Below are 14,058 nucleotides of genomic sequence, written 5' to 3' on the forward strand. Positions count from 1 at the left end.
GTACACATAATAGTGTCAATATATGATGTACAGAACACCATCCTCTCGCTATACATCAGTTAAATAGCTTTCATCCATTTCGGGATGGACTTCAAATTTCTCTGTGGAAAAATAAAGGCGGTAAAATTCTTTCGGGAGATTATCCAGTCGTTCAAGTGAACTATTTACTCTAGAGCATTGGTCTAAATTTAAATAAAAACGATGTTTATCTAACCAATTTCTAGGATCATGGAAATTTTCGATAGTTGCATTTTCTAACCTAGCTACATGCTGCTCAATCATGTTACGACTTACCAATGGCCTGAGCATAGGGATGATATCAACAGTCCGGTCATCAGACACGACAATAGCTAGTCTTCGATGACTTCCTTTATGAACATAGCGTACTCCAGAGTTGTAGCGAGAGCCTCTTGATGGAGTACACTGTTCGGTCGCCTCGCCATCAAGAATGATCCCGATAGCATGACAGAAGCCCGCAGGATCTAGAATTATGGTTCCATCGATGCCACTGACGCTTCGGAGTAATTCTTCAGAAAGAAGAGTGGGCTCAATACATGTACCTTGCTTGCTAAGGCGACGAGCTTCACTAGCCGCATCTTTGGCAACAACAATCATACTTCCGTGTTCTTGGCGAACTTGAGCCATCATCAAATGCCACAGATTTAATCCATTTTCATGTGATGTTTCTGGAAAGAGTCGAGCATAATTTGCCAGGAACGCAGCCTTATCAAAAGGTTCTTGAGGTAATTTAGGTTCAGCATAATGACTACGAAGTAATGCTTGATTGCCACAACGCAACTCCCAGTGATAATGGTCGATAAAGACGACTAAAAATGCATCTTGGTTACTGGAATCATGCCATTCCTTAAGTCTCCCCAGTCCATAGATGCGCTGGCTGTCCGCAATAATACCAATACCTGTAGTCGCCATCTGTAAAACTTTCCTAACCCACCTTGGTTCATGAAGCGTTACAGGCTCAGCAAACTTAACCATAAATTCGACTACATCATTCTTGGGGTCAACAAGGATAAGATGCCCAATTCCCTTCGAGCCTTCATACATTAAGGAAGAAACAAGATTCAACGTAGCAAACAGATCGTCATACATGTACTGCCGTTCGATTGATAACCCTGGGGTGTGCATGAAATTTTTCGCAGCAATACGGACGATCTCTTCTGCCTCTCTCATACCACGATGTGAAAAACGTCCAGGTTCAGGCTTGTTTAACCCCTCCGTTGCCTCATGCAGAACAGCCGCCATAGCTGAATGGATGAGACTACGATATCCATTTTCATTATTGCCTTTTTTGAGTGGCTTATGATCTAAGTGGGGATACTGTAAGAACAGGCTATTTGGGATCTGTATAACAGGAGTTACATAGTGGTCATCGATGCGCCTAGCTGCTCCGCAGAACGAAGTTACATGATGTTCTTCATCAAATTTTTTTAATGCCAGCTCGACCGATGTCCGCACTGAATCTTGGCGCATCCACTCCGGCTTGTCACGCATACTTGGAGCATCACCAAAACACAAACTCTGCATGTCATGGTTGTTATAAGTAAATTCAATAGAATCAATTAGGCCATCAAATAATGACAGCTGCCATTTTCCATCTTCTGGCTCGATGCACACTGGGTTCCGGTTATCGCTATTTGGGCTTCGAGCACCAACTAAAATTACTTCCGCTTCTGAAGGAGCCCCCAGTCTTTTAAGCACATCGCGAGCTAACCTCTGAATTTGAATCCGATAGTGGCTTTGATATCCCCACATGAAAAGGTTGATGTAGTGTCCATCCATTGCTAACCCACCGTTATTGATCACTTTCAGTTCTCAGCGAATGCTCGCTAACCAAGCCCAAGTGCCATAAGTGCAGTCGAACTGTCCCTGCATTAGCGGAAGCCTGTCTCAACGCCTAGTCATTGAAGCTATGGCGCTTACTGCACCATACATGAACATTACGTTATCACACACCCCCGCTTGAGGGTGACAGCAATAAAAATGATAAAAATCAAATAGTTGATTAGCTGTTGTTAAGCTCCCCAATCAGTTCGAAAAACAACCTTACTGATACATCAATCGTTTTCCTTGATCGCCTCAATCGGATCGGATATGTTTGTGCTGTTTAAACATACAGCACCACATATAGTGTTAAGATCATAAACAAAGCACAGGATATAGTCATGGCAACTAACCGTAAAACGACCTCCGATAAAGTCGCAACACTTGCTGGGCAGGTGCTCAACGATACAACCTCCTCTGCCACTGCTCGCTCCCTTGCGGCTTCCGCGCTGTCTCAGGCTAGGGCTGGGAAGCAAACTGGGGCTGAAATGGAGACGTTTGCCTCCATGGTGCTACAAAGCAGCAAGTACAGCGAAACGTCAAAGACCCTGGCTGCCAGCATCTTGGCACAAGCCAATAAAGAGCGATGAATAGCAGGATTATGTTATTACGCATGAAAGGATTGGCATATGCATGATTACGCTGTTTTTGGTCATAGTAGAGCGACAATAGGTCGATATCTCGGAACTGCATCAGTTATTCTTACTGGTTTGATATCAAGCGTTATTCTATGGTTGCACCAAGTAGATGGTTTCAGTTTTATGGCTGGAGCAACAGTTTCAACTGCTGTTGTATATTTTGCCTTACATTGGATTTTTAATAACTATGTATGGAAAGTGCCACTATTTAAAATTCCAGATTTAAATGGTGTTTGGTCTGTCAGAGGTGAAACACTCTCCGAAGATGACGGTGTTATAAAGTATAACTGGGAAGCTGAAATTGATATTGAGCAGCGTTGGGAAAAGATTTCTATAAACTTAAAAACCAAAAAAAGCTCCAGCGAAAGCTATACGGCAACTCTTGCCAAAAAATCAGGAACCCGTGGTGGCTGGGTTCTTCATTATAGTTATAGTAATTCTCCTGATGCATCTCAGTTTCATGAGTTGAACTCACATAGAGGTTACTGTGAAGTTATCTTTGATAAGGAGCTAACTTCTGGTGAAGCTGCATATTTTAATAGTAATGGAAGAAGAACTTTCGGAAAAATGTACCTGACACGAGGTGATAAATGATCAACTTTAGTGACCGTTTGAAAAAATTGAAGGAAAGGCGTCAGGGTACGGCTCAGCGCTATGCACTTGATCAAGGTTATACTGCATTATCTGCTGCATATGATTATCGTCCACAAGAAAGTTATGAAAAGGTCAAAGACAGTGATGCTATCAAGTATGTAATTGGTGCGATGGCACCAGTGAGCGCTAAATCAACACAAGTTTCAATAGATGAAGGGGAACGTGTAGCTAATACATTGGTTGGCATGCTCGAAAAAGACCGGATTAATACTGAATTCAAGCTTCAAGGTTCTGTAGCTTTAGATATTCATATTGAAGGACACTCTGATGTCGATATGTTGATTCTTAAAAATGATGTAATCCTCGTCCAACTACCAGTTCTTCCATCAACTAACTATACTGATGCGCCTGACAAAAGGCCCATGCTCGATCAAGTAAAAGAAATTCGCTTAGCATCAGAAGTTAAACTGACAAGCAGATACTATCAAGCAACAGTAGACTGCTCGAATAAGAAATCCATATCAATGAGTGGAGGTAGCCTGGCTCGAAAGATTGATATTGTGCCAAGCTGTTGGCATGACTCTCATGATTATCAGCGCTCAGGCAAACAGCATGACCGATGCGTCAGAATATACGATAAAGAAAAACATGAGTTCATAGAAAACAAACCTTTCCTTCACATTAAGAAAGTTGATGATAAGGACTCTATTCATGGAGGAAACCTTAAGAAAGTCGTTCGGTTAATGAAGAATATTGTGGCCGATATGCCAGATTATAAAAAGAAAGTAGCCAAGAAGCTTACAAGCTTTGACTTAACTAGCATTGCGTATCACATGGATGCTCAACTGACATGTCCTGAATATTTCCCCCTGCTACTTCTTCACAGGCTTGATCTCTGGCTGCAAAAGTTAAAGGATGATAAAGCTCTAAGAGATTCACTAAAATCTCCAGATGAGGTTCAGTCTATTTTCAATAATGTTGAAAAAGATGATGCTCTTGAGATTCTTAGCAAGGAAGTTTCTGACTTGGCAGCCTCTGTTTATCGAGATCTGTACCCATATGATAGAGAGAAAGATATAAACAAATTAGTCTACAAATCTATTTATATTTAAGAAAACAATTAATTTCCCGAAAAATATTACCGCCTTTAACCATGGCCCCAATGGGGCCAATGAGTAACATCGTAGGCTCTTACTATTATTTCTCAGGTTGTCTGACCCAATGATAAGGACTATAATCCTCACCCTGATTTTGATTCCTACTAATTGTTGTCTTTCGAGACTGAGGGTTACCTATGGGCTCCCAAACTGTGTGGCTTCCAACCATACTCTACACTGCACTAATTCGGTTACAGCTGAACGATTTCACTGCACAGGAGTGCGTAATCGCGGTATTTGGTGACAAGTTCAAGCGCCCATCAAAACATAAATACTATGGACTCATATACCGCCATCTGAACAAGTTGGTCGGTATGGGTCTTTTGAATAGGCGCAGTGTGGGCAATAAATGGTTTCGCCCAAATTACGTCAAAACACCACTTTTTGATAAGGTAACTTTTCAGGAAGATCTACCAAGCTCAGAGGTTCCGGTAACTCCGGTCGAGCAAAAGGCCGTCGTGGAAGTGAGAAATGAAGGGATCAAGGTGCTGGAGGCTAGGGCACGCTCTTATCGATTTGAGCTCCAGGAATACCAGGCTACGTTCGCCGAATATTGCGAGCTACGAACAGATTTCCCCGCGCTAGAGACGACCATTGATAATGTGCTTAGGCACACCAGTCAGGAATTTCAGTCCTTACGAGGACGGTTGGCTGCCGTGGAGGAGGTGTTGAGGACGTTGGGGAGTTCCACATCGGCCCGCTAATGTCATCCCTTCTATATATAAGTCGCATACAACTACATGACCCCAGATGTCCGGCATTTGCAGGTCATGTAGTTTCGCTGTGTTGGTGCGTGACTTCTATCATTGGGCGCGATGCCAGCTGATTTGGCATAATCAGTGTTCCTGAAAAATAGCTCATAGCCCTACATACACACTCATACGCACTGATTGAGCGATCCACATATGCACTTAAGTGCGTAAATAGTTTATCGCAACATTGACATTCATGACTGAATGTTTTACTCTTCGCTTCTGTTGGTTAGGTCATGCATTAACAATAGTAATGTATTGATTTTAAACAAATTTAGCTTTTTTATTGCGTAGTGCATAAGTGGTTAGTGGCTTCTTGTTGGAGGTTCACGCTAACTTTCGATCTTTTATGTGTACCATATAAGAGTTCGAATCCTGCAGGGCGCGCCATTGATGCTCCCCTTTCCTTCTGGATTGGCGAGTGTTGATGAAAATTTCAGTGGTGGCTGTAGCTCAGTTGGTAGAGTCCCGGATTGTGATTCCGGTTGTCGTGGGTTCGAGCCCCATCAGCCACCCCATTATTCCGTCGTTTGGCACAACGTTGCCAATACGGCAAGATACAAGCCTTATGGCTTGTCAAGAAACCGGCCTAGGCCGGTTTTTTTGTTTCTGCAGCGCCATTTTCTACGCTTATATCCCCGCATGTCTCATCGCACTGCGCCCTGAGTGGCTGAGATGCTAATGGCCCAGAGCATCATCATTGCTCCGCCACCCCGGCTATCGCTCTTATCATCGCAATCCCCATAAACCCCTCCAACGTTCTTTTTCTGTATTTCCCAAGCGCCATTGATATGCTGATCGCTCTTCTTCTCTCCTGCTTTCCGTTGGAGCTTTTCTATGCAACGCATTCTTTTTGTCGAAGATGATCCCGAGATTGGCCAGCTCATCAGCAGTTGGCTCGGTCGCCACGATATGGAAGTGATCCTCGAGCCCAGAGGGGACATGGCGCTGGCCCGGGTCGAGGCCGAACAGCCCGATCTGGTGCTGCTCGATATCATGTTGCCGGGGCAGGATGGCATGTCCCTCTGTCGGGATCTGCGGCCGCGCTTCGACGGCCCCATCGTAATGCTCACCTCGCTGGATAGCGACATGAACCAGATCCTGAGTCTGGAGCTGGGCGCCAACGACTACATCCTTAAAACCACCCCGCCCCCCGTGCTACTGGCCAGACTGAGGGTGCAGTTTCGCCAGCACCAGCAAGCATCAACCCAACCGGCAGCCACCAGCAGCATTCCCCAGCAACTGCAATTTGGTCTGCTGCGGGTGGATGGCCCGGGGCGAGATGTGCGGCTCGATGGCGAGAGCGTTGCCCTATCGACCGCCGACTTTGATCTGCTGTGGGAGCTCGCCTGCCACGCGGGCCAAATCTTGAGTCGGGAAGCCCTCTTTCGCAGCTTGCGCGGCCGGGAGTACGACGGTCAGGATCGCAGCATGGATGTGGCCATCTCCCGCCTGCGCCGCAAACTGGGTGATAACCCCGACAACCCGACCCGGATCAAGACGGTGCGCCAGAAAGGCTACCTCTTCGTCCCCCACGCCTGGGAATAACCCTCTTTCGGGAACACCGCCATGCGCCGTCTCTTTATCCAATTCTATCTGTTGCTGATCGGCTGCTTCACCCTGGCCATCCTGCTGGTTGGTGTGGTCTATCAGGTGACCGCCGAACGGGCGGGTGATCGCTATCTCGAACGCATGATGCAGGGTTCTCTTGGCCTGTTGACCGGCGAGTTGGCAAGAACCCCGCCAGAGCGCTGGCCCGATCGGCTGGCCGAGCAGAGCAGTCAGTTTACCCTCCCCCTCAAGATCGGCGAGCTGGTGCGCCAGCCCCTGACCAGCGAGGATCAGGCCTTTTTGGCCGCTGGCAATATTGTCATCGTCGAGGAGGATGACACCTTCCTGCAACGCATCCCCGATACCGATCGGGTGCTGATTGTCGGCCCTGTACCCTACCTCTCCTACCTGCACGAGCTGCACTGGGTCGATGTGGGCCTGCTGCTGGTGATCGGCCTATCCCTCGGCCTGCCCATTCTTCTCTGGTTGCGTCCCCACTGGCAGGGTTTGCAGCAGTTGGAGCAGACCGCTCGTCGCGTAGGCGATGGGGATCTCTCCTGCCGAACCAATCTGCCACCGGGCAGCAGTCTGGCCCGGGTGGGACGCACCTTCGATCAAATGGCGACCCAATTGCAGGCCATGATTGCCAGCCGCAAACAACTGACCGATGCCATCGCCCACGAGTTGCGCACTCCGCTGGTCCGGTTGCGCTATCGGCTTGCCATGCTCGATCCTGCCCCTGCCGAGCAGGAGCAGCAGGCGCTGGAGCGAGATCTGGGAGCGCTGGACGCTCTGATCGAAGAGATGCTCACCTACGCCAAGCTGGATAGACCCGAGCTGCCGCTGCAGCAGGACGAGCTGGAGCTCAGTCACTGGGCACAAGCGCATCTCGGCGACTGGCAAGCGCTGGCCCCCGAGAAGAGGCTCACCCTCGATCTGCCGCCACGCCACATGCCCTGGTGCGGCGATCAGCGTCTGCTGACGCGCGCGGTGGAGAACCTCATCGGCAATGCCCTGCGCTACGCCGAGAGCGAGGTTACCCTCTCCATCTCGCGGCTGCAGGAGAACTATTTGCTGGAGGTGAGCGACGATGGGCCGGGGATCGATCCGGCGCTGGCGCCCCAGGTCTTCGAGCCGTTCGTGCGCCTTGATCAGAGCCGGGATCGTCGCACCGGCGGCTCCGGGTTGGGGCTGGCCATCGTGCGCAGCATTGCCCGTCATCACGGGGGGGATGTGGCGTTGCTGGCCAGTGACCACGGCGCCCGCTTCTGCCTCACCCTGCCTGTACATTTGGATACAAACCGTCACCAACCGCTCACTGAAGGGCCGCTGCAACCGTCATAGGATGACTGTCATGGAGAACGCTCCATAACATCAACCCGAATAAGGAAATTGAACATGAAAAAGATCATTCCTCTGACCCTGGCTGCCGTCTTCGCCCTCACTTCCGGTTTCACCATGGCGGCCACCCCGACCAAGACAGCCACACCGCAGGCGACCCAGACCAAGGTGGTGAAAAAACACCATAAAGCCACTCACGCCAAGACCCCTGCCGTCAAAGTCACGCCGAAAACCAAGTGATCCAACCGGTCACTGGATAACACAGAGGGAGGCTGACGCCTCCCTTTCCATCTCTTCCCGAAATTTTCCTGACGAGCGCCTCCCTCGTCCAAACCGGATCCACGACCCGGCTCCCCCTTTGCGGGAAACGGTCAATGACCACAGGAACATGGCATGTGGCGTCATCTGCTTAAATGGCTAGGCCCCTTGTGCAGCTTGTTGCTGCTCGGCACCGCACTGACCGTGCTGTATCACCTGACTCAGGCATGGCACTGGCACGATATTCGTGTGGCTATCTGGTCCCAACCCCTGCCGCGACTGGCGGGCGCCCTGTTGCTGACCCTGCTCAGTTATGGTTGTCTCTGTAGCTATGACATGCTGGCGCTCCATGCGCTGGGCAAGCGCCTTCCCTGGCAACAGGTCAGCATCACCTCCTTTATCGCCTACACCTTCTCCAACACCCTGGGATTTGCCCTGCTGACCGGTACCTCGGTACGCTATCGCCTCTACTCCGCACTGGGGCTCGCCACCGGAGAAGTGGCCCGCGTGGTGCTGTTCTGCTCCATCACTTTTTTCCTCGGCCTGCTGGCGTGGGGAGGTGGCTCCCTACTGACCTGCGATGTATCACAGCTGCTGCCTGACTGGCCGCAGTGGGCAGATACCCTGCTCAGGCTGGCGGGCATGATGGCTCTGCTGTTGGTGGCCTGCTACCTCTGCTGGCCCACACACCGTCTCTCCTGGCGCGAACACACCCTGACCCTGCCCGGTTTCAAAGTTCGTCTGTCGCAGCTGCTGGTCGCGCTGGCTGACTGGATGGCCGCCGCCGCCGTACTGTTTGTGCTGCTGCCCGCATATAGCGTCCCCTACCCTGTGCTGCTCAGTGCCTTCGTGCTGGCCAGCTTCCTCGGAGTACTGGCCCACGTGCCGGGCGGGATCGGCGTGTTCGAAGCGAGCATGAGCCTGCTGCTGGCTAACTACCTGCCAACCGACAAGCTGCTCGCCTCGCTGCTGCTCTACCGCTGCATCTATTATCTGCTTCCCTTTCTCTGTGCCCTGCTGCTCTTTACCAGCCAGGAGATGTTGCAACAAAAAGCGCGCTGGCAGCGGCTACAGGGGCTGATGAGCGCAGTGCGCGAATTTCTTCCCGCCCTTATCAGCATGGGCACCTTCGCCGCCGGCAGCCTGCTGCTCTGCTCGGGGATGATCCCGACCATGCGCAGCCACATCGAAGTGTGGCTGCAGGTGTTGCCGCTCCACCTACTGGAGCTCTCCCACGTGCTCGGCAGCGTGAGCGGTATCCTCCTGATCCTGCTGGCGCGCAGCCTCTATCGCCGTCACGACGCCGCGTTTCGCATCACCCAGCTGCTGCTGGCTCTGGGTATCGCCTTCTCCCTGCTCAAGGGGGGGGACTGGGAGTCAGCCCTGCTGCTTGGCAGTTTCCTGCTCATCATGACCCCCTGCCGCACCCTCTTCTATCGCAAGGGGTCGCTGCTCTATCCCCAGTACACCCCAGGCTGGCTCATTTCGGTCGGCGCCGTGCTGCTGGGGGCGCTGTGGCTGCTGCTCTTCTCCTATCGTCAGGTGGAGTATGACCACGCCCTCTGGTTCCACTTCTCGCCCCACGGTGGGGCGGCCCGCGGCCTGCGCGCCATGGGGAGCGTGGTGGCCGTGCTGGCCGTTGCCGGGGTTGCCCAGCTGCTTGCGCCGCTGCGCATGGTCGGCGAAAAGCCGGACAAGGAGACGCTGGCGCGCGCTCACGAGCTGGTGGTGCGCGAAGGGGGGATCCACGGCTATCTGGCCCAGTTGCAGGACAAGTCCCTGCTGTTCCACCCCGCCGGTGACGCCTTCCTGATGTATGGCATCGAGGGCAACAGCTGGATTGTGATGGGGGATCCGGTCGGTCGCCCCGAGCAGATCGAAGAGCTGCTCTGGCAATTTCGCGAGCGATGCGATGAACACGACGCCAATCCGGTCTTTTATCAGGTCTCGGCCCGCTATCTGCCGCTCTATCTGGAGCTGGGGCTGATCCCCTTCAAGCTTGGTGAAGAGGCGATGGTCGATCTGGCTACCTTCGATCTGGCGGGCAGCCGCCTGCGCGGCCTGCGCCAGAGCCACGCCAAGGGCAAACGGGAAGGACTGACCTTCGAGGTAGTCGAGGCAGGTGCCATGGCCCCCCTGCTGCCCAGATTGCAGACCGTCTCAGATACCTGGCTGCAGAGCAAGATGGGCAAGGAGAAGGGCTTCTCGGTCGGCCGCTTCGAGCCTGACTACCTGACCTTGAGCCCGGCTGCGCTGGTATGGCACGAGGGGCAGATTGTCGGCTTTGCCAACCTCTGGGTGAGCGATAACAAGGAGATGCTCTCCATCGATCTGATGCGCTACAGCCTGGATACCGGCACCGCCCCCATCATGGATTTTCTCTTTGTCGAGCTGCTGCTGTGGGGTAAGGCGCAGGGGTACGCCAGCTTCAATCTGGGGATGGCCCCCATGTCCGGCTTCAACGATCACCCGCTCAACAGCTACTGGGCCCGCCTTGGCAATACCCTGTTTGTGCGTGGCAGCCGTTTTTACAACTTTCAGGGGCTCAGACGCTACAAGGAGAAATTTTCGCCCCGCTGGGAACCCCGCTACCTGCTCTGCAGCAGCAAGCTGGTACTGCCCAGAACCCTGACTCACCTGATCACCCTGATTAGCCGCGGCCCGCTAGGGCTGATCAAGAAATAGGAGGATGGCCAATGAGAGCCCTGATATTGCTGTTACTCAGTCTCGTACTGCCCATCTCCTCATTTGCGGCGCACGCCGCCCCGGTCAAGGATGACCTGAGCCTGATTGAGCTGCCGGTCAAGCAGCCATCCGACGCCCCCATGGTGATCTTTCTCAGCGGCGATGGTGGCTGGGCAGCGCTCGACAAGGGGTTGAGCGCCCAGTTTCAGCTGCACGGCATGCCGGTCGTGGGCTGGAGCTCCCTCACCTACTACTGGAAGAAGAAAACCCCGGAGCAGGTGACCGCCGATCTGGAGCGGATCCTTGATGATTACCAAACTCGCTGGCAGCGCCCCCGCTGGCTGCTGGTCGGCTTCTCGTTTGGTGCCGAGATTGTCCCATTCGTCATCAACCGGTTGCCGGAGCACTATCGTCAAGGGCTGGTCGGGGCCGTGATGCTCTCCCCCTCCACCAGCTCGGATTTCGAGATCCACGTCAGCGACATGCTGACCCACAAGACACGTAGCTACCCGACCGAGCCGCAGGTGAAGACCATCCGCGATCTGCCGATGCTCTGCCTGCAAGGCGCCGATGACGATGACGGCGACCGCCTCTGCCCCCGTCTCAACCAACCCAACGTCACCAGCGTCACCCTGCCGGGAGGACACCATTTTGACGATAACTACCCCCAGCTCTATCAGGCCATCACCAAGCATCTGAACCTGCTCCCGGATCCGCTGACTGTGGAGCATTAATCGGTATCACCACGGAATGCCTTTTAAGTACCGAGCAGGGCAAATCAGCGAGCAATGAAAAGGGCCTCTCTTGCGAGAGGCCCTTTTACTGAATTGGGCGGAAACTTTAAAAGGATCGACCAATGGGTTGGCCGTGGCGTCAAAGTCACCGAGGCTTTTCACCACGATTGCCCAAGAGGTTCAGCCAGATGCTGGGCTATCAACAATGAGGATTTGCATTCCTATGCCAGCAACCACGCGGGGATTGCGCCAGAAAGCAAAAAGCCCTGATGTTTCCATCAGGGCTTTGCAATGTGGCGGTGAGGGAGGGATTCGAACCCTCGATACGTTGCCGTATACACACTTTCCAGGCGTGCTCCTTCAGCCACTCGGACACCTCACCAAATTTTGGTCTGTGGTTTAACGTGTTCAGCCAACACGGTGTTCTCTGCGCCGTTGCGCTGGAACGGGGCGTAATTTAGGGGAAAGCCCCGCCCGCGTCAACGGCTTTTTTCACCTGGCGAACCGTTCGAACACTTAATGCACAGATTCCGGCGCAACCTGGATTTCTGGCAGGTTGAGGAAGCCGGAACGTTCGCATTCGGCAACCAGTTCGTGGGTGGCAGCGATGGTGCTTTGCACGAACAGCAGGAACTGCTCGACGCTGAGTCCGGCCTTGGTAAAGACGGTATGGCCGACCACCAGCCGCGGCAGGTTGTCATCGATGATATCGAGGAACACCTTGAGGGAGGGGTACTGCATATTGAGTCGTCCCAGTTCGGCTACCAGTGGTAACAGGGCCGAGGGGCGAACTTCCAGCTCGGAGGAGAACAGCAGACCTTCCTCTTCCACGAAGATCCGGCTCTCCTGAATACCATCGACCGACTGCAAAGAGACAATGTGGATACCGTGACACTGGTCGCAGACATAGTGCTCGATACGAGCCTGTTGCAACCAACGCATTATCATTTCGGAGCTGGGGATATTCATCATTTCCACGACAAGATTGGGATCAAGGGGCGCAGTCTAAACCAATTTGCCAGCAACAAAAAGCGCGCCAACCCGATAACCATGCGGCTCGCTTCTTTTTGGCAAGCGCTATGCATATACTCAGCCAAATCCACGATGACGCTTGCCCCACAGGGGGCCCCATGACCATCCAAGAAAAGTATCGCCTTCATCTGAAATCACTCTCGGATGAGCTGCTCACCCTGCAAAAACCCATCCGGATTCTGGATGCCATCAAGTGGCCACGCCATCTGCAAGAGCGCTTTCTGGCAAGCAGTGGCAGAGAGCAGCCCGCTATCGACAGGCACTTCTATGATGCCCTCCCCCTTGGCTTCGAGCCGCGTAACAAGTATCTGGAACTCAAGGAGCTGCGGGACAGGATCCGCAGAAAATTGGGGCCACAGGACGATCTTGGCCGGATCCTGCAAGAGACGGTCGATCAGTACATGGTGGTGATCGAGATGCTGCGCCAGCGAGGCCAACCCGATTTTCAGCGTTACAGCCAGCTGCTTTATGGCTCTGCCAGCGATCACCTGCGCGGGGATCGCAAGACCCTCAAGGAGCTGGGCTCCCGCCTGTGCGATATCTTCTCCCTACCCGGAGCGCGCCATCTGGTGCGCCCCTACCCCAAGGAGTTCGAAGGAGAAGCGGCAGTTGCCAAACTGCAGGGCAAGCTGTCGAGCTACTTCAGTGACGGCACGGTGCAGGTGAAGCTGAGCGATGGGATTGTCTCCGACGCCGCAGCCGGTGGCGACTACATCAAGCTCAACTCCCACGCCCGTTTCTCCGAACTGGACTTGCAGGTGCTGGAGGTGCACGAGGGCTGGGTTCATGTCGGCACCACCCTCAACGGTCGCCAGCAGCCCTATGCCACCTGGCTGAGCGCAGGTTCACCGCGGATCACAGCGTGCCAGGAGGGGCTGGCGGTATTGATTGAGACACTCACCTTCAGCTCCTTTCCGGATCGGGCCAAGCGCATCTCGGATCGGGTGATGGCCATCGACATGGCCGAGCGGGGCGCCGATTTTATCGAGGTGTTTCAGCACTTCGTACAGCAAGGCACCAGCGAGCACGACGCCTACAAGATCACCCAGCGGGTCTTTCGGGGCGGCATGGTGGGCGGCGGCGCCTGCTTTACCAAGGATCTCTCCTACGTGCGTGGCTATGTGGAGACGGTCAATTTTATCCGCAGCGCCGTGCTGGAAGGCGTGCCCGAGATCCTGCCGATGCTGTTTGTCGGCAAGGTGACGCTTGATGATATTCCGGTACTCTATCAACACTATCTGGAGGGGCTGATTGCCGCCCCCCGCTATTTGCCGCCGATGTTTCGCGATCTCACCGGCCTCTATGTCTGGTTCGGTTTTGCCTCCGGCATGTCGCTGGTGGATATCGGCCGGGTACAGCACCATTTTCGCCAGCTATTTCAACGCCTGCCGGTGGCCGACCCCATCATTGCGCCGGTGGATATCGAGATAGACTGAACCACAGCGATACAAGTTGGGGAAAATAAAAAGGGCGCCAG

12 protein-coding genes and 2 tRNA genes are annotated in these 14,058 nt (G+C 53.3%); 11 read left to right on the top strand and 3 right to left on the bottom strand.

Going from position 1 to position 14,058, the window contains the following annotated elements:
• Positions 1 to 48 precede the first annotated feature (48 nt).
• Complete coding sequence (locus tag G5149_RS07045; RefSeq protein WP_139442054.1) at positions 49 to 1,797, bottom strand: hypothetical protein; 1,749 nt, start codon at positions 1,795 to 1,797, stop codon at positions 49 to 51.
• A gap of 383 nt (positions 1,798 to 2,180) precedes the next feature.
• On the opposite strand from G5149_RS07045, the gene G5149_RS07050 reads away from it, so the two are divergent.
• From G5149_RS07050 to G5149_RS07095, 10 genes are all read left to right on the top strand, one after another.
• A complete protein-coding gene (locus G5149_RS07050) occupies positions 2,181 to 2,429 on the top strand; it encodes a hypothetical protein (RefSeq protein ID WP_139442053.1) in 249 nt (82 codons plus the stop codon).
• Positions 2,430 to 2,468: 39 nt separating this feature from the next.
• Complete coding sequence (locus G5149_RS07055; protein WP_081999305.1) at positions 2,469 to 3,071, top strand: pancortin-3; 603 nt, start codon at positions 2,469 to 2,471, stop codon at positions 3,069 to 3,071.
• Positions 3,068 to 4,183, top strand: coding sequence for a hypothetical protein (locus G5149_RS07060; RefSeq protein ID WP_042878392.1), 1,116 nt, complete (start codon positions 3,068 to 3,070; stop codon positions 4,181 to 4,183). Before G5149_RS07055 ends, G5149_RS07060 begins: the two co-directional genes overlap by 4 nt.
• Positions 4,184 to 4,365: 182 nt before the next feature.
• A complete protein-coding gene (locus G5149_RS07065; RefSeq protein WP_139442052.1) occupies positions 4,366 to 4,932 on the top strand; it encodes a hypothetical protein in 567 nt (188 codons plus the stop codon).
• A 490-nt stretch (positions 4,933 to 5,422) separates the two neighbouring features.
• Positions 5,423 to 5,498: transfer RNA gene (locus tag G5149_RS07070), tRNA-His, on the top strand.
• Between the two features lie 319 nt (positions 5,499 to 5,817).
• The gene (gene rstA / locus G5149_RS07075; protein ID WP_421212140.1) at positions 5,818 to 6,528 is read left to right on the top strand and encodes a two-component system response regulator RstA; all 711 of its coding nucleotides are present in this window, start codon (positions 5,818 to 5,820) and stop codon (positions 6,526 to 6,528) included.
• 21 nt (positions 6,529 to 6,549) lie between these two features.
• Positions 6,550 to 7,875: a two-component system sensor histidine kinase RstB gene (gene rstB, locus G5149_RS07080; RefSeq protein WP_421212141.1), complete on the top strand. Its 1,326-nt coding sequence runs from the start codon at positions 6,550 to 6,552 to the stop codon at positions 7,873 to 7,875.
• Positions 7,876 to 7,929: 54 nt separating this feature from the next.
• Positions 7,930 to 8,112, top strand: coding sequence for a hypothetical protein (locus tag G5149_RS07085; RefSeq protein WP_231721008.1), 183 nt, complete (start codon positions 7,930 to 7,932; stop codon positions 8,110 to 8,112).
• 153 nt (positions 8,113 to 8,265) lie between these two features.
• Positions 8,266 to 10,815: a bifunctional lysylphosphatidylglycerol flippase/synthetase MprF gene (gene mprF, locus G5149_RS07090; protein ID WP_421212142.1), complete on the top strand. Its 2,550-nt coding sequence runs from the start codon at positions 8,266 to 8,268 to the stop codon at positions 10,813 to 10,815.
• A gap of 11 nt (positions 10,816 to 10,826) precedes the next feature.
• Positions 10,827 to 11,549, top strand: coding sequence for an AcvB/VirJ family lysyl-phosphatidylglycerol hydrolase (locus tag G5149_RS07095; RefSeq protein WP_421212143.1), 723 nt, complete (start codon positions 10,827 to 10,829; stop codon positions 11,547 to 11,549).
• A gap of 294 nt (positions 11,550 to 11,843) precedes the next feature.
• On the opposite strand, the gene G5149_RS07100 is transcribed toward G5149_RS07095, so the two are convergent.
• Both G5149_RS07100 and G5149_RS07105 read right to left on the bottom strand, forming a co-directional pair.
• Positions 11,844 to 11,931 (bottom strand) — tRNA-Ser (locus G5149_RS07100).
• A 134-nt stretch (positions 11,932 to 12,065) separates the two neighbouring features.
• The gene (locus G5149_RS07105) at positions 12,066 to 12,521 is read right to left on the bottom strand and encodes a YbjN domain-containing protein (RefSeq protein WP_005346451.1); all 456 of its coding nucleotides are present in this window, start codon (positions 12,519 to 12,521) and stop codon (positions 12,066 to 12,068) included.
• Positions 12,522 to 12,679: 158 nt separating this feature from the next.
• Between G5149_RS07105 and G5149_RS07110 the strand changes: the two genes are divergently transcribed.
• Entirely contained in the window at positions 12,680 to 14,017 is a 1,338-nt protein-coding gene (locus tag G5149_RS07110) for a flavohemoglobin expression-modulating QEGLA motif protein (protein ID WP_421212144.1), read from the top strand.
• Positions 14,018 to 14,058: the final 41 nt, after the last annotated feature.

Source organism: Aeromonas sp. 600479, from assembly GCF_049175515.1.
Lineage (GTDB): Bacteria > Pseudomonadota > Gammaproteobacteria > Enterobacterales > Aeromonadaceae > Aeromonas > Aeromonas veronii_A.